This window comes from Lysinibacillus cavernae, from assembly GCF_009724685.1.
In the GTDB taxonomy this organism is placed as follows: Bacteria; Bacillota; Bacilli; order Bacillales_A; family Planococcaceae; genus Lysinibacillus; species Lysinibacillus cavernae.
On record NZ_WMEF01000003.1, the window covers coordinates 42,494 to 58,744 of the forward strand.

Consider the following 16,251-nt stretch of genomic DNA (forward strand, 5'->3'; position numbering starts at 1 on the left):
CCTAAAGTGTATGTTGTACGGCCTGTAAAACTTCTTCAAATGTTGAATATTGTTGGCCATATTGAATAGTTGGTCTTGCAATAAGAATCGTTTCAATATTACATGCAAGGGCTGCCTCAAGTTTTTCATCAACTGAGCCGACTTTACCGCTTTCTTTCGTGATCATCAAAGTCACACCGTATTGACGAAATAGGGCTTCATTTAATTCCTTCGAAAACGGACCTTGAATGGCCACAATATCTCTTTGTGCTACGCCAAGCGCCTCACATTTCTCCATATTGTCCAGTCGTGGGAGCATGCGAGCGATGACCCTTGTATTTTCTAAGCTATGTAAAACCTTTGTAAATGTAGCAAGTGTTTTACTGCCTGTTGTCAGCATAATGACACCACGCTTTTCTGCTGCTAACTGGGCTGCTTCCTCATAATCTTTCACAACTGTAATAAGTGGATGAGCATACTGTTCATGTGCACGTTCATAACGAATATAAGGTACATTCGCCTGTTCCGCCGCTGCCATTGCATTTTTAGAGGCTTCCTCCGCAAATGGATGTGAGGCATCCACCACTAATTGAAAGCCTTGTTCCGAAATTATGGACGCCATCTCTTCAGCCGTCAGTCGACCTATCAAATGTTGCAAGCCAACGTCCGCAAGACTAGAGGCTGCCGATTCGGTCACGACCGTAGCAGTGACAGCATGACCTGCTTTTTGTAATTCGAGAGCTAGATTTCTTGCATCACTCGTCCCTGCTAACATGAAGATCATTTTACCGGCTCCTCTTCATGATGATGCTCATGATGGTCGTGGTCATGATCGTGATCGTGGTCGTGATGGTGGTGATGATGTGCATGTCCATGTACTTCTGCATATGCTCGATAATTTTCTAAATCTTGCATGCCTGTTGATGTACCGTTAATTGCCTGTTCAATACGCTCTAATAAGACATTTTGTAAACGTTCATGGTAACCAAAATAGTTAGCGATTTGAATAGCACATTCTGGATATTGCTCATTAAACTTCTCACACATTCCATTCATACGTTCCATTAAAATGCCTGTGAATAAAAAGTATGGGAGCATGATGATTTTTTTAGCACCAAGTTTGACACAACGTTCAATCCCTTCCTCAACACGTGGATCCGTTACACCCATAAAAGCGCTTTCTACATATTTAACAGGTAATTTTTCCCATAAAAGTCGAGTGATTTTATAAAAATCACCGTTTGCATATGGATCACTGCCACCTCGTGCAATCAATAAAATGGCTGTATCCTGTTGCTCTTGTTCTGTATCAAAGCCAATTTCAACTAAACGATCTTGTAGTATTGCAAATATTTCATCATGAATGCCAATTGTTTGACCATATGTGAATGTAATAGTTGGATAGTGCTCACGCGCATGCTCGATTTCTGCTGGAATATGCAGTTTTGAATGGCCAGCATGAAGCAAAATGATCGGAATTACATGAACCTCTGTAGCCCCCTTCTTCACACAATTCGTAATACCTTGTTCGATGTTTGGGGAAGCAAATTCAAGGAAACATGTTTCCACTAAAAACTGTTCATCAATGCGAGGTGTCATTTGCTCAATAAATGTACGTACCTCATCATTTCCTGCTGCTAAACGGCTCCCATGGCCAACAAATAAAATAGCTTTCATCTCTTTACTCCTTCTAGTCGCCGCACGGAGCTGGCTCTACTTTTATTTTGGAAGACATATCCTGATACGTAAAATGCAGTATCTTTTTCACACGCTTAAAGTATTTAAACAAACGTTCATTTGGATGAGCATTTGCGTTATATTCTTCAATAATGTCTGTAATAAGCGGTATTAGCTGTTCAGGCTCCAAGCCTTCTACTACAGGCTGTGCTGCGTGAGCAGTCCGACCGACTGGCTTCGCCCCAATAAAAACATCAAATTTGCTTTTACGGTAGACAATGCCAATATCATCAAATACAGCCCGATAACAAGCCATACCACAGCCATTAAAGCCAATATTTAATGTTTTCGGTAAGGACATACCGCCTAGTTTCGCTTGAATTTCTTCAGCATATGGTATCGAGTCCGCTTTTTCACCGTAGCAAAAATCACAAGCCTTCAGTGATAGCACATCACCGATAGGTGCTAATAAAAAGCCCACTTCCTGTAATCTTTCTGTGATGCGTTCAGGCTCAGTGGTAGGAATTTTCAAATGGATTTGATGGTCTGGTGTATATTCCATCGTCCCATCTTCCCCAACGACCTCTGCTAACGCGATCATTTGCTGTGGTGTAAAAAACTTATTAGCTACTCCTGGGCTCACAGATAATTCAAATATAGATTCTATTTTTTGCTGCACCAGCTTCGGCTTTACTTTGACTGCACCTGTTCCTTTCACCATTGTGAGTGCCGCTGTAGCCATTTCAAGTGCTGTTTTTTTCGGCTTTGGCGTAGCGGCTATACTGGGTTTATTAAAACGCCCAGCATTAGGATCTGCTGCAAAATCATTGCGTGCAGTTCCTGTCTCTTGGTTCATTGCCCATGGTTCATTTTCTTCACGCAAACGTTGATGTGGACGTAATGGTTGTTTTTCTTCACCAAGTGTATATTTACGTTGGTAGCCGCGTGGTGTAATCATTTTATTATCATAGAAAAATGTAGACGAATTTCCAATTATCACAGTTGTCAGCATACCGATATCATGTTCCAACATTTCTGCTAACGTGGTCATCGTCACTTCTTGACGATCTCTATAGGCACTTTTCACAAGCCCTACTGGTGTGTCTGGCGAACGATACTCTAAGAGAATACGCTGCGCCTCCACAATTTGTCTTGTGCGTCGACCACTTTTTGGGTTGTATAAAGCGATGACAAAATCCGCCATAGCTGCAGCCTCGACGCGCTTTGCAATCAAATTCCATGGCGTGAGATGGTCACTCAAACTAATCGTACAGGCATCATGCATAATTGGTGCACCAAGTAAACTTGCACACGAGTTAATTGCGGAAATACCAGGGACAATCTCTACTTCAATACCAGTTGCTTCTGTCCAGCCTAGCTCAATTAACACCTCATACACTAATCCCGCCATGCCATATACGCCCGCATCACCACTCGAAATGACCGAGACAATGCTTCCAGCCTCTGCTTGACGAACGGCTTCTTGAGCACGGGAAACCTCTTCTGTCATTCCTGTACTGATAATCGACTTCGCATTGACTAAATCTTGAATAAGCTCTACATAGGTTTTGTAACCTATGATCATATCACTTTGTTGTAATGCCTCTACAGCACGTGTCGTAATATGCTTAAAATCTCCAGGTCCAAAGCCTACTACGAAAATTTTCCCTTTTTGCGCCATGATGTTACCCCTCTTTCACCTTTTCGATCCCTTTAATGGCTGTCGTTTGTGCTGTACGCTGTAATGTACCTTCACGAAGTGTAAAGACATGTTCGTTATGTAAAGACTCATGATGTAAATCTTGCACAAGTGTTCTAGCATGCTCTGTTGATGGTACACGATACCAATTTCCCTGAGGATAGGCGATTACCACACAAGCATCTTTGCATCGCCCATTACAGCGCGTTCTCGTTGTATGTATTTCTTTATCGAGTGCTTGTCGCTGTATTTCATCTCGAATGGCTAATGTAATTTCCTCACCATCCTTTTTCATACAGCTGCTGCCATTGCAAATAAAGAGATGCGTTTTCATCCCCTCTAAATTCCACGTTGTCATCTTCTGTCTCCCCTCATTTGCTTTTTAAAAAAGAAAAACCTTTACTCTCAACGAAGAGTAAAGGTTTTGTAGAAGCCAAGTAAAAACGAATAGATTGAAATACAGGTACTCGCTCTCGCTTCAACTTCTCCCTCCGAAAAGTTTGCATGCACAATCAAATAAGCAGGTTTCCTGACTTAAGCTTCATTTTACTGTCGCGCCTTCCCAAGTTTGCACTAGTGGCTTTGCGATTTCATCAGCTATTACAGTAGCGGGGGCTGTATTGGATTTTCACCAATTTCCCTATTATCTCGAGTTATTCGAGCACTTATCGATGTTTTATATGAAATTTATAATCTTCTTTATAGAATAGAAAACTGTCTCTATCATATCTTATTATTTTAAAATTTCAATATTTCTTTAAAAATTTATGACAATTTTATCAATTTTGAGGCAGGATTCGGGTGTAACATTTATACCATACCCATAATTTACCTCACAAAATAGTTATCAGAATTTTCTCTTTTGACCTTCAATTTAAAAAATTTTCACAAAAAGGTATAGCATATTTATGGAAATTCATGTTACACTTTGTCGTGAAATCTCACAACTTAATGTTTTTTCGGTGTAAAATGCTTATCATTTTGCTTAAAAGGGAAGCCGGTTCAAGTCCGGCGCGGTCCCGCCACTGTAATAGGGAGCTTTATAGAATATGTCACTGTCCAAAGGATGGGAAGACCTATAAAGTGTTGAACTAGAGCCAGGAGACCTGCCGAAATATATGTGATCGTTTCAGCCTACGAGGATAGGTGTGCGGCTTAGCAGATGAGGATGTTATTTGCATTTTTAGCTATGCACTTTTCCAACAAGGAGAAGTGCTTTTTTTATTTACGCACGCTTCATTCAAAAATTTATTGTTAGTTAGGAGGAAAGCTTTTGAAACTTTCATGGTGGAAACTTAGTTATTTTTTATTGGCCTTTTTAATCGTGCCAAAACGTGCCTTTGCCATGCATATTATGGAAGGTTTTTTACCAATCGAATGGGCTATTTTTTGGTGGGTAATCTCGATACCTTTTATAATTCTAGGACTGCGCTCCATTCGAAAAACAGTTGAAGAAAACCCTGAAACAAAAATGCTTTTGGGGCTTTCAGGTGCCTTTGCCTTTGTGCTATCGGCATTAAAAATCCCTTCTGTTACAGGGAGCTGTTCTCATCCAACTGGTGTTGGACTTGGAACCGTTCTCTTTGGCCCTCTAGCCATGAGTGTCATCGGAACGATCGTATTATTATTCCAATCTTTACTATTAGCACATGGTGGTATCACAACATTAGGGGCTAATGCCTTTTCTATGGCTATTGTAGGTCCATTTATTGCTTATTTTATCTTTAAAGGAGCTCAAAAAATCGGGCTGTCATTTTCACTAGCCGTCTTCTTTGCAGCTATGCTCGGTGACTTAGGTACATATGTTGTGACTTCTGTACAACTTGCATTGGCCTTTCCTTCTGAGGTTGGCGGTTTTATGGCATCCTTCACAAAGTTCGCAAGTATTTTTGCCTTAACTCAAATTCCGTTAGCTGTAAGTGAAGGGATTTTAACGGTTATTGTGATGAATTTCTTAAAAAAATACAATGTTAGCGAATTAAAAATGTTACGTGTTTTCTCAACAAAGGAGGCACATTAATGATGAAACGAAATTTATTGCTGTTAGCGATTGTTGTGCTGTTAGCGATCATTCCTCTGTTCATTCAAAAGGGCGCTGAATTTGGTGGTGCTGATGGTGAAGCGGAAGCAGCCATTGGGGAAATCAATGCAGAATATGAACCATGGTTTGAAAGCTTATGGGAGCCTCCAAGTGGTGAAATTGAAAGTTTATTATTCGTGCTACAAGCAGCTATTGGAGCTGGTTTTATTGGCTACTTCATCGGCTATATGCGTGGCAAACATAAAGAAGGTTAACCATCATGTTACTCATTGATAAGTATGCATATCTCAATAAGCTAGCGTCCGTTCATCCGCTAGAAAAAATGATATTTTCACTTATACTACTTCTATCAACGCTCATCATGAGAGATGAACGACTTTCACTCATTACATTTTTTGTAATGAGTGCTTTTATCATTATAGGTGCGAAAATTCCGCTTACATACTATGTAAAGTTATTATTGCTACCTGGATTTTTCTTACTAACAAGTCTCATATCCATCTTAATCTCAATCACACCATCAACCAATGATTTACCTGCACACATTTGGTCTGTTACGTTTACCAATTGGACTATTTTCATTGGGAGAGCAAGCGTCCTAACAGCACAGCAACTATTCTTTATAGTCCTTGGCAGTATTAGTTGTTTATACTTTTTAATTCTGACAACATCTGTACAGGGAATTTGCTATGTGCTACGGCAATGGCGACTTCCCTCTTTATTGGTCGAGCTTGTAGAACTAACCTATCGTTTTATTTTTATTTTTTTAGAGAGCATGCAAAAAATTCATCTAGCCCAGCAGGCGCGGCTTGGCTACCATTCACCGATGCAATGGCTACGCTCCGTATCCATGCTGATTGCGGCACTATTTGTTGAAATGTTTCAGCGTAGTCGCGAGCTTAATAATGCTATGCAGTCACGTGGTGGTGAAGTCGTCTATTGGCAAGATGTGAGCTCCTATAGCAAGAAAAATTGGTTAGGCATGGCCGCTATTTTTCTATTCCTCATCGTATATGGAGGGTACTTCACATGACAGCATTTTATTTTGAACTAAACCACTTGTCCTATGCCTATGCGGATGGTACAAAAGCTTTGACAGACATTACCTTACACATCCCAAAAGGGAGAAAAATCGCCATACTTGGTCATAATGGCGCCGGAAAATCAACATTATTTCAGCACCTTAATGGCATTTTAAAACCCACTGCTGGCACTATTTCATTTGATGGGAACGAGCTTCAATATAATCGAAAAGCTTTGAAAGCACTTCGACAGCAAGTCGGCATTGTCTTTCAAGATGCGGATCATCAACTTTTTTCAGGCACTGTCAAGCAAGATATAGCGTTTGGACCATTGAACCTGGGTTGGTCTAGCAAAAAAATCGAAGAAAAAATGGCGTGGGCCGTTGCGCAAACCGAAGTGGAAGAGTTACTCAATAAACCTATTCACTTTTTAAGCGTAGGACAGAAAAAGCGTGTAGCGATGGCAGGCGTTCTAGCGATGGAACCATCTGTCTTATTATTAGACGAACCAACAGCAGGTCTTGATAATTATTATGCTACACAAGTTTTACAATACCTAGCCAAATTAGAAGATGGTGAAAGAACTATTTTACTTGCTACTCATGACATCCCCCTTGCTTATGAATGGGCAGATCAAATCATTGTGATGGAGGCAGGCAAAATCATTTATAACGGGGATCCAATCGCCTTGTTTTATGATGAAGAATTACTAAAACGTGCGCATCTTGAACGTCCGTGGGTGTTTGACATGGCGATTGCATTACAAAATAAGAAGTTATTGCAAGAGAACATCCCTATGCCCCGTTCGAAGGATGATTTACAAACACTAATAGAACAGATTTAATCGTTTGAATCGCCATGCTTACTGCTCGTTTTTTCTTTATGCCAAACTAAGAGTTCAAAAATAGGAGAAAATTTTTCCTCATTTACGAAACTTTTCTATTATTAATCCGTATTAGTATAGTCGAGAAATATAGAACACCAAGGAGAGATAACAATTGAAAAGTTGGTTTAAAAAATCAGTCGCTATTGTAGCATCCGCTGCACTAATGGTTCCTGCTGCTTCTGCCTTTGCTGAGGCGCCTCAGCATAAAGCAAAGAACGTGCTGGCGAACAGTTCTAAACAATCAGAGAAGAATGAAGAAAAATGGATGAGTAAGGATACAATTATTATCAAGCATTCAGGTCTTGATAACAATGTACATAAAAAAATTGGCTCCAAAGTCATCCGATCCATCCCTTCATTAGGTTACGATGTGGTGCAACTTAATAAAGGAGTAACAATAGAAAAAGCAGTTTCTTATTATTTAAAGCAAAGCGGGATTACGAGTGTATCTCCTAGCTATATGTATCATTCTTTTAATAAAGAAGTAGATCCAAAGAAACAAGAGATGTATCATTTAAACCTACTGCAAATGGATAAGGCACTAGAATTAGCTGGTGATCATGATGTAACAGTTGCTGTTATCGATTCTGGTGTAGATTTTAAACACCCCGATCTAAAATCTCAAATACTCCCACCCTATAATGCAGCAGCACCCGCTAATACTACTTATCCAGGCGATCATGGAACACATGTGGCAGGTATTATCGGTGCAGCAAAAGATAATGGTATAGGTGGACATGGTGTTAATCCGAAAGCAAAGATTCTGCCTATTGATGTATTCAACGGGAAAGAAGGCGCTAATGATTTCATCATTGCACAGGGGATTTTATACGCTATTGAGCAAGGTGCTGACGTCATTAATATGAGTCTTGGAGGCTATGGTGAATCTCCGTTGATGAAGGAAGCTGTTCAGAAAGCCATTGATAGCGGGATACCGATTGTGGCAGCTGCAGGAAATGAATCGACAGATGAATACTCCTTCCCCGCTTCTTTCGAAGGTGTCATTAGTGTTGGTTCAACGAATGATCGCAACAAACTATCAAGCTATTCAAATTACGGACCGTCTGTTGATATTGTAGCACCAGGTGAAGAAATTTATAGTACCGTACATGATGAGAAAAAAGGATCATCCTTTGTCAAATTTAGTGGCACATCCATGGCATCCCCTGTAGTAGCAGGTATCGCCTCCCTTCTTAAATCAAAATATCCGACCTTAAAACCGCATGAAATAGAAGCGATTTTGGAAATGACGGCACAAGATTTGGGCGAAAAAGGCTATGATCTTACTTATGGTCATGGACTAGTCGATCCTGTCAAAGCTTTACAGTTCGATTTAAATAAACTGCCTAAACATTATTCAGAGACAAAAGAAGAACGCATCCAAAACGCTAAAGTTCTAGCTAAAAATAAATTGAATACGGAACAAGGTGTTTTTGAGCAGCAAGATGAGAAGAAATGGTACAAAGTCGATTTAGACGCGAATGAATATGCCCAGCTTACATTAAAAGGCGCAGATAAATACGATTATGCCTTTGATTTATATTTCTACCCAAACAACCATAATGGTGAAGTAGAGCCAATCAATGTCAATGATGTTCGCGTAGGAAAAAAAGAAGGTTATCTATTTAAAGCAGATCAAAAAGGTACGCTTTTAATTGGTGTCAAAGATCATAATGGTAGTTATAGCTTAAAAGGCAAATCTACTTATATCTTTACAGCACAAACAACGAAGGACTTGCCACTTGATACATTAGATAAGTCTGCTATGGAGTCAATCAAAAAGTTCCCATATAGTACAGCAGACAAAAACTATACCCTTTTGTCAAAAGATCAACAACAAGATCAAGATTATTTTACGTTTTCAGTTAAAAAGCCTACGACATTAAAATTTGATCTATCTGGTATTCCAGGTGTCACTGCCTCTATGGAGCTTTATTTAAAGGATGACTTTAATCCTGTACCACCAGAAGAAGTCGATCAAGCTGAAAATGCTGAAGAAGATGAAGCCTATCCAATGCAAACCGCCTATGGTACAGCGAAAGGTGAAGCAGTCAGCATGATCATCGATGCTGTTCCAGATCAAGAGTATGTTTTAAGTGTATCCAATGAGAGCAATAGTGAATTTTCAATGGAGATGTTCTTTAGTGGTGGCATTGAAAAAGAGGAAACGGTCAGTGAATCTATGATTCCTTATACATTAAAAGGTGAAGTGGTTACCCTTCCATCAGATGAAGATGGACTACCATTAGATGAAGCTATGCTAGAAGAAAGTTTCTCAGAGGAACAATTACCGATTACACCAAATAAAACAAAAAAACGCAATGAAATTGATGGCTTGATGAGTATGTTAATGAATCCTATGGCGTCGGGCAACTTAGAAAACATTGATCCAATTATTAAGCAGGCTATCCGTTTTGAAATTGGTAAAGATCAAAAAGCCTACTTCCAAACAGAATATGATGAGGATTACTTCTTGTTTAAATCCAAAGAAGATGCCCTTTATAGTTTCGACTTTATCAAAGGTAAAAACCAAATGCCTGCTGGTACCATTTTTGAATATGATGAGGCAGCAAAAGAATTAATTCCTATTTCTACCTTAACAAATGATCTCGGAATCCTCGCACTACTGCTTGGATCAGCTGGTAATGAAAACGAAGCAAAGGTCATTCCATTAAAAAAAGACAAAACCTATGTGGTTGCTGTTGTCAATGCTGGTGAACGATCTGCTGAACCTTATACGTTGAAAACAAAAAAAATCGGTGACATTCCAGCAGATTACAATCCAGACAATCATGAGGAAGCAAAAGCGCTAAAAATTCAACCAGGTACTACTTATAAAGACCATCTTATTTATCAAGATGATGTAGATTATTACTACTATAAGCAAGAAGGCAATGATGAAGTGATGAGCCTGCTTCTTTCTTCTACTCCGTTTACAAATGAACAATTAGCTCAACTACCAAAAGAGCTACAAAAAGACTTGAAATTTGCTGGCTCGATTATCGAAGATACAAACGGCAATAAGAAAATTGATCCAAAAGAAATGGAAACAGAAATTCCATTTGGACTAAGCGATAATATTCTTGAATTATTACTTGGAATGAATGGAACAACAGACGTAAATACATCCTTTAAGGCAAAAAAAGATCGTGGTTATTTTATCCTTGTTAACAGCATGGGCCTTGGTCAAGTATCCGTACAACCGTATACGTTAACAATGTTCGATCATAAACGTACAGACGAAGATGTCGATTCCAAACTAGTGAATGGTGTTCCAACGAAACCATCTACCCTTACAAAAAAAGACGATAAATGGAGCGCAACTCAATATTTAAATGGCGGTATTCCATTTGGCGATAAAGACTATTTTGAATTTAACATTGACCAAAAGCGTGAAGTCATCTTCTCACTTCAAACAGAGAAGGCGCTAGATGGCGTGATCCGAGTGATGGATGCAAACGGAAAAACCGTCAAAACTTTAGATCTTTATGGAGCTGGAGATAATGAAGTTGGTACAGTTGAACTAGATGCAGGTAAATACTATATTGAAGTAAGTGAGTATTATGGCAAAGCGAGTACTCAACCTTATACGCTTGAAATTAAATAAGTAAAAAAACAATCCCCTAGATGATGAACGATCTAGGGGATTGTTATTGCATAAAAAAAGCATCTTCATCTAAGACGAGATGCTAGCAAGTTCCACTTACGTAAAATATTTCACATAATTACAGTATTCATCTTGCTTCATATGCAGCTTTTCATAAAGTTTACGAGCATTCACATTGTCAGCTGCCGTTTGCAGCGTTACATAGCGAGCACCTTGTTGTTCACAGTATTGAAATACCTTTTCCATCAATGCCTTGCCCACCCCTAGGCCTCTTGCATCTTCTGTAACATAAATATCATTTAAAATATAGGCACGTTGTAAGGCTATGGAAGAAAATGTTGGATATAATTGTGTAAATCCAACTGTCTTACCCTCTTCCACCGATATAAAAATGACGGACTCTTTCAAGGCTAATCGTAGTTGTAAAAATGCCTTTGCGCTGCTTACATCTGACTCAATCCCATAAAATTGACGATATTCATCAAATAGTTTTGATACGTCTTCTAGTTCATTCATTGTTGCGTGCATTATTTCCATTCTTGTCTCCCCTTGTGTCTACCCATGATTGTCTAACATTATGACTCTAGTTTTTATTATATAGGAAATAATGGTATAAAGAAAAGAATACTCCTTAAAACCAAGAAAATACCCACTCTTATTCAGCCAAATATTCAGCCACCTTCTTTACAATCTGCTGCCAGTTTAATTCCTGTCTCGCAAGCGCTTGAAGCTGTACACAAGTATCTGCAAGCAAAGTTTCCTGCTTAGTGACTTGCTGTAACGTCCGACCGATACTCTCCCAATCATGCGTTGGATGAATAGTTCCAAAACGTTGTTGCTGGGTAATATCGTCAGCGCCATCCACATCGGTTGTCACAATATAGCAGCCATTTTTAGCAGCTTCTGCAAAAACGTGTGCATAGCATTCGACTAAGGAGGTTAAACAGAAAATTTTAGCTTTCCGATATTCCTCCTCCAACTGCACCTTATCATAGATTGGTCCTACGATTGTTACTTGAGCAGAATATGGATGGCCGTTCAGTAACAGCTGAAGCTCCTGCTGAAATGATTCAGACATTGGTCCTACTAGACGAAGTTCCCAGTCTGGGAGTTGAGCTGCCATAAATGCTTTGACTGTAAGTATGGTTTGCTTTTCTGGAGCATCTAAGCGTCCCACTGTAAGAATTCTATTTTCCTTCTCATGATACTGTACAGGCTCTGTGTGAAAATGCTCATAAAAGCCATTTGGTATATATTTGATATCCAATTGCGAAAACTCTCGAATTGCTAATTGAATAGATGCACATTCAGAAGTTAGGAGATCACATTGTTTCAGTAACTCTAAAAAGTACGGATCGTTTTTTAGTCGATTTAACCAAAATCGATTAACGTCGAGCTTCATATATATCTTTCCATGAGGATTATATTGCTTATAGGTTTGGAGAATGGATAAATAGGATGGATACGGCCCTATAGCAAAAACAATATCGATGTCCTTTGCATGTTTAACTAAATAGGCGTTCATATTCGCTACATAATCAATTCCAAATGGTACCCGCTCAAATTTTACCCCAGGAAAAGATTGTTGAAGGAGGTTTTCATTTATCTCTGTCGTCACTATATTCACTTCATAACCTAAATAGTCCCCTAGTAAAATAGGCACAAGACATAAATCTTTGAAAATATGTGCATCGGAAAGTTTATAGGATTCCACGCTACAAATAAATGCTATCCTTTTTGACATAATATCCCTCTTTCTAAAAAAAGCACTCTAGCTAGTTTATGACCTCGCCTGCCAAACGTGCATAACTTAGTAAATATTTGTCCCTATATCGACATTTCTCTAGTAAAAATGAGCGTTACCGTTTATACCTACTCTCTCAAAAATTCCTAAAACAAGCAATTGCCTACAATAGCACTATGTCCACGCATATTGTATTAAAGAATCTGCTCAGTAAAATAGAAGGACTCTACTAACTAATAAAGAATGGAGGGATAAAATGAAGATAAGTTTTTTATCACCTGCGTTTAATAGCGAAGAATGGATCGTAACGATGCTTGACAGTATTCCTAAAGAATATGCCTATGAAATAATCGTTGTGGATGATGGTTCCACAGACAATACATTAGCCATTTTACAGGACTATCAAAAAAACTGTGCAGCTTTAAAAATTATCATCCATCCAACGAACCTTGGTGCAAGCGTCGCTTACAATCGCTGTATCGCAGAGGCAACAGGCAATTATATAGCAATTATCGATAGTGATGACCATTATTTGCCTGCTATTCGCAATGTGCTAGCACAAGTGGATGGTGAGTTTGATATCTATTACTACAACATGATTATAAAAAATGGATATGGATTTATTAAAGATGAATCCAACCGCTACACATTACCTGGTCAATTTAAAATCATTCGGAGAAGTCTTATCGGGGATGCTAAGTTTACAATTCGGAAAGATATTGCTGGGGATTGGGATTTTAATTGTGCCCTCATGGATAAAAATCCAACTAGTAAATATACAAATGAATTTGCTTACTGGTACAACTATCCAAGAGAAAATTCTGAATGCGATTTACATGAAAGAGGATTGAAATAACATCATGAATCTATCTAAACATGCAGAACATACAATGTTTAAAAATAAAATTTTACTGATTACTGGTGGCACTGGATCGTTTGGCAATGCGGTATTAAGGCGATTTCTCGATACGGGTATTAAGGAAATTCGTATTTTTTCACGGGATGAGAAAAAGCAAGATGATATGCGAAAGCTCTATCAGCATCCGAAAATAAAATTTTATGTCGGTGATGTCCGTGATCTTCAAAGTATCCACCAGGCTATGTATAACGTTGACTATGTGTTTCATGCTGCCGCTCTCAAGCAAGTTCCTTCCTGCGAATTTTTCCCGTTAGAAGCTGTCAAAACAAACATTTTAGGAACAGATCACGTCTTAACTGCTGCCATTCAAGCTGGCGTAAAAAAAATTATATGTCTCTCGACAGATAAAGCCGCCTATCCTGTCAATGCAATGGGTATATCAAAAGCGATGATGGAAAAAACGTTTATAGCTAAATCCCGAATGGTTGAGCCTAATCAAACGTTAATTTGTGGCACAAGATACGGCAACGTCATGGCTTCTAGAGGCTCGGTCATTCCTTTATTCATTGAACAAATAAAAGCGGGTAAACCTTTAACTATTACAGATCCTAAAATGACCCGTTTTATGATGAGCCTTGATGAGGCAGTTGAATTGGTATTATACGCTTTTTCCTATGCACAAAACGGAGATATTATGGTGCAAAAATCACCCGCTGCTACAATTGAGGATTTAGCACAAGCATTACTTGAGATTTTTCAGGCGAACAATACGATTCAAATTATTGGAACAAGGCATGGAGAAAAAATGTATGAAGTATTATGTACAAAGGAAGAGGCGGCTAAAGCAGTTGATTTAGGTAATTTTTATCGAATCCCAGCTGATAATCGGGATTTAAATTATGGAAAATACCTTGATGAGGGCTCTCCTAAAATTACATTAACGGATGAATATAACTCCAATAATACACGAATGTTAAGCGTGGCTGACATCAAAGATAAATTATTAAAATTACCTCTTATTCAAGAAGAGCTCCTCCATTGGACTGGAGGAAAACCATGAAATTTTTAGTGCTCGGTGCTACTGGTATGGCAGGTCATACCATTGCGATCTATTTATGTGAACAAGGGCATGATGTAACAACCTACACTAGAACCACTTTCCCTTATGGAAAAAATATAATTGGAGATATTACTGCTATTCATTTTCTAAGGTCGCTTCTACATGACAATGATTTTGATGCCGTCATTAATTGCATTGGTGTTTTAAACAAGGACTGCGAGTCTCATCCTGAACCAAGTGTTTTTTTAAATAGTTATTTACCGCACGCTATTGTCTCTCTCTTAGATAATCGACAGACAAAGCTCATTCATCTAAGTACAGACTGCGTATTTTCAGGAAAAAATGCACCTTACTATGAAACAAGTGTACGGGATGGCGAAACCTTTTATGACCGCACAAAAGGTTTGGGAGAAATTGATAATAACAAACATTTAACATTTAGGAATTCGATTATTGGCCCTGATCTGAAAAAGAATGGTATCGGTTTATTCAATTGGTTCATGCAACAAAAAAGCCCGATTCACGGCTATACTAGCGCTTTTTGGACGGGTGTAACAACGCTCACATTAGCAAAAGCCATTGAGCGGGCTACCCTAGAAGGTTTAACAGGGCTCTACCATCTCGTTAACGCTACGAATATATCAAAATACGACCTTCTTCAGTTTTGCAATCAACATTTTAACGATAATAAAATAGAGATTTTACCTCATCAGCTTGTTAAAGTAAACAAAACATTAATAAATACAAGAAAGGACTTCTCCTTTGTTGTCCCTAGCTATGAAGAAATGATATTGGAAATGAAAGAGTGGATTTTGCTGCATAAAGATTTATATCCTCACTATTTTCATTCTTAACTGCTCACAGTTCATGTACACTCCATTATGAGAATAGTTCTTCATAATGGAGTTGTTCTATTGAATCGCTATACCCTCAGGTAATTGACCCTGTGAAATCCAATTCTCTACAAAACGATTGAAAAAAGCAGGGTCAGCTAACGATACACCATGACCAATGTTATTCAATATCACACCGCTGCTATTTGAATGACTTCGAACAAGTGCTTTTGCAGACTTTTTCATAATACTTTTTTCTTTGTCTCCAACTGTAATTAATATTCTTCCTTGCGCTTTGTGAAAATCATGGGGGATGGAAAACGTCATATTCTCTCGTAAAATCTGAATCAAGGCATCTACTTTCATCGTAGAACTATCATGATAATAGCGCTCAAAATAATCATCATTTACATATAAAGCTTTAGCTTGAAGCTTAGCAAATGTTTTATTTTTCATGAGCGGAAATGTTAACCGAATGAATGGTTGAAGCATTCTTTCCATTGTAGGAGAAGGTATAACAAGCGCACTGTTAATAATTGCAAAATCAATTAACCATGGTTTTATACTTAGCATTTGAACAGCAATTTGTGCTCCTAATGAGAATCCAATAACTATAACAGGCTGTCCATTGGCTTTTTTTTCAATGAGCAGTAAGAGCTCTTTGGCACATTGCTCAATGGAAAAAGGCGATTGTGACATTAGTTCTGGTACAACACAGTGATAGTTGGAAAAATACTGAACTTGTTGATCCCACATCCATCCTCCAACACCACCCCCATGAATAAACATCATCAAATGATTATGGACATCGCCATACTCCTCATAATGCATATACCCACCCACT

General features: G+C 38.6%; 15 protein-coding genes and 2 riboswitches. Of the genes, 8 read left to right on the forward strand and 7 right to left on the reverse strand.

All coding sequences use genetic code 11. The features are described from left to right. Window position 1: 1 nt before the first annotated feature. The 4 genes from cobK to GJU32_RS07915 are packed head-to-tail and all read right to left on the reverse strand — an operon-like array spanning window position 2 to window position 3,713. Complete coding sequence (gene cobK / locus GJU32_RS07900; protein ID WP_155591416.1) at window positions 2-763, reverse strand: precorrin-6A reductase; 762 nt, start codon at window positions 761-763, stop codon at window positions 2-4. Beyond that, window positions 760-1,656: a sirohydrochlorin chelatase gene (locus tag GJU32_RS07905; RefSeq protein WP_155591417.1), complete on the reverse strand. Its 897-nt coding sequence runs from the start codon at window positions 1,654-1,656 to the stop codon at window positions 760-762. Before GJU32_RS07905 ends, cobK begins: the two co-directional genes overlap by 4 nt. A 13-nt stretch (window positions 1,657-1,669) precedes the next feature. Then, entirely contained in the window at window positions 1,670-3,337 is a 1,668-nt protein-coding gene (cobJ, locus tag GJU32_RS07910) for a precorrin-3B C(17)-methyltransferase (protein WP_155591418.1), read from the reverse strand. A gap of 4 nt (window positions 3,338-3,341) precedes the next feature. Further along, entirely contained in the window at window positions 3,342-3,713 is a 372-nt protein-coding gene (locus tag GJU32_RS07915) for a (2Fe-2S) ferredoxin domain-containing protein (RefSeq protein ID WP_155591419.1), read from the reverse strand. A 144-nt stretch (window positions 3,714-3,857) separates the two neighbouring features. Next, window positions 3,858-4,039, reverse strand: a riboswitch (cobalamin riboswitch). Window positions 4,040-4,298: 259 nt separating this feature from the next. Continuing rightward, window positions 4,299-4,484, forward strand: a riboswitch (cobalamin riboswitch). Between the two features lie 144 nt (window positions 4,485-4,628). Here GJU32_RS07915 and GJU32_RS07920 point away from each other — a divergent pair. From GJU32_RS07920 to GJU32_RS07940, 5 genes are all read left to right on the forward strand, one after another. Then, window positions 4,629-5,375 (forward strand): energy-coupling factor ABC transporter permease, encoded by a 747-nt coding sequence (locus GJU32_RS07920; protein ID WP_155591420.1) that lies wholly within the window; start codon window positions 4,629-4,631, stop codon window positions 5,373-5,375. Window positions 5,376-5,377: 2 nt separating this feature from the next. After that, window positions 5,378-5,650 carry an energy-coupling factor ABC transporter substrate-binding protein gene (locus GJU32_RS07925; RefSeq protein ID WP_058844510.1) on the forward strand — a complete coding sequence of 91 codons (273 nt, stop codon included), beginning with the start codon at window positions 5,378-5,380 and terminating at the stop codon, window positions 5,648-5,650. A 5-nt stretch (window positions 5,651-5,655) separates the two neighbouring features. Next, a complete protein-coding gene (cbiQ, locus tag GJU32_RS07930) occupies window positions 5,656-6,429 on the forward strand; it encodes a cobalt ECF transporter T component CbiQ (protein ID WP_155591421.1) in 774 nt (257 codons plus the stop codon). Continuing rightward, on the forward strand, window positions 6,426-7,262 hold the full coding sequence (locus GJU32_RS07935; RefSeq protein ID WP_155591422.1) for an energy-coupling factor ABC transporter ATP-binding protein: 837 nt from the start codon (window positions 6,426-6,428) through the stop codon (window positions 7,260-7,262). The genes cbiQ and GJU32_RS07935 overlap by 4 nt, the downstream gene beginning before the upstream one ends. A 154-nt stretch (window positions 7,263-7,416) precedes the next feature. Further along, a complete protein-coding gene (locus GJU32_RS07940) occupies window positions 7,417-10,911 on the forward strand; it encodes a S8 family serine peptidase (RefSeq protein WP_155591423.1) in 3,495 nt (1,164 codons plus the stop codon). A 96-nt stretch (window positions 10,912-11,007) separates the two neighbouring features. Here the strand turns inward: GJU32_RS07940 and GJU32_RS07945 are convergent, their stop codons facing one another. After that, window positions 11,008-11,448, reverse strand: a complete 441-nt coding sequence (locus tag GJU32_RS07945; protein WP_155591424.1) for a GNAT family N-acetyltransferase — start codon at window positions 11,446-11,448, stop codon at window positions 11,008-11,010. 118 nt (window positions 11,449-11,566) lie between these two features. Further along, entirely contained in the window at window positions 11,567-12,655 is a 1,089-nt protein-coding gene (locus GJU32_RS07950) for a glycosyltransferase family 4 protein (protein WP_155591425.1), read from the reverse strand. Window positions 12,656-12,911: 256 nt separating this feature from the next. Here GJU32_RS07950 and GJU32_RS07955 point away from each other — a divergent pair, with 256 nt between their 5' ends. Genes GJU32_RS07955 through GJU32_RS07965 form a run of 3 tightly spaced genes read left to right on the forward strand, consistent with a single transcriptional unit; the run spans window position 12,912 to window position 15,428 of the window. Further along, a complete protein-coding gene (locus GJU32_RS07955; RefSeq protein WP_155591426.1) occupies window positions 12,912-13,511 on the forward strand; it encodes a glycosyltransferase family 2 protein in 600 nt (199 codons plus the stop codon). Between the two features lie 34 nt (window positions 13,512-13,545). Beyond that, the gene (locus tag GJU32_RS07960) at window positions 13,546-14,574 is read left to right on the forward strand and encodes a polysaccharide biosynthesis protein (protein ID WP_155591913.1); all 1,029 of its coding nucleotides are present in this window, start codon (window positions 13,546-13,548) and stop codon (window positions 14,572-14,574) included. Continuing rightward, window positions 14,571-15,428 carry an SDR family oxidoreductase gene (locus GJU32_RS07965; RefSeq protein ID WP_155591427.1) on the forward strand — a complete coding sequence of 286 codons (858 nt, stop codon included), beginning with the start codon at window positions 14,571-14,573 and terminating at the stop codon, window positions 15,426-15,428. Before GJU32_RS07960 ends, GJU32_RS07965 begins: the two co-directional genes overlap by 4 nt. Window positions 15,429-15,485: 57 nt before the next feature. On the opposite strand, the gene GJU32_RS07970 is transcribed toward GJU32_RS07965, so the two are convergent. Continuing rightward, window positions 15,486-16,238, reverse strand: a complete 753-nt coding sequence (locus GJU32_RS07970; protein WP_155591428.1) for an alpha/beta fold hydrolase — start codon at window positions 16,236-16,238, stop codon at window positions 15,486-15,488. Window positions 16,239-16,251: the final 13 nt, after the last annotated feature.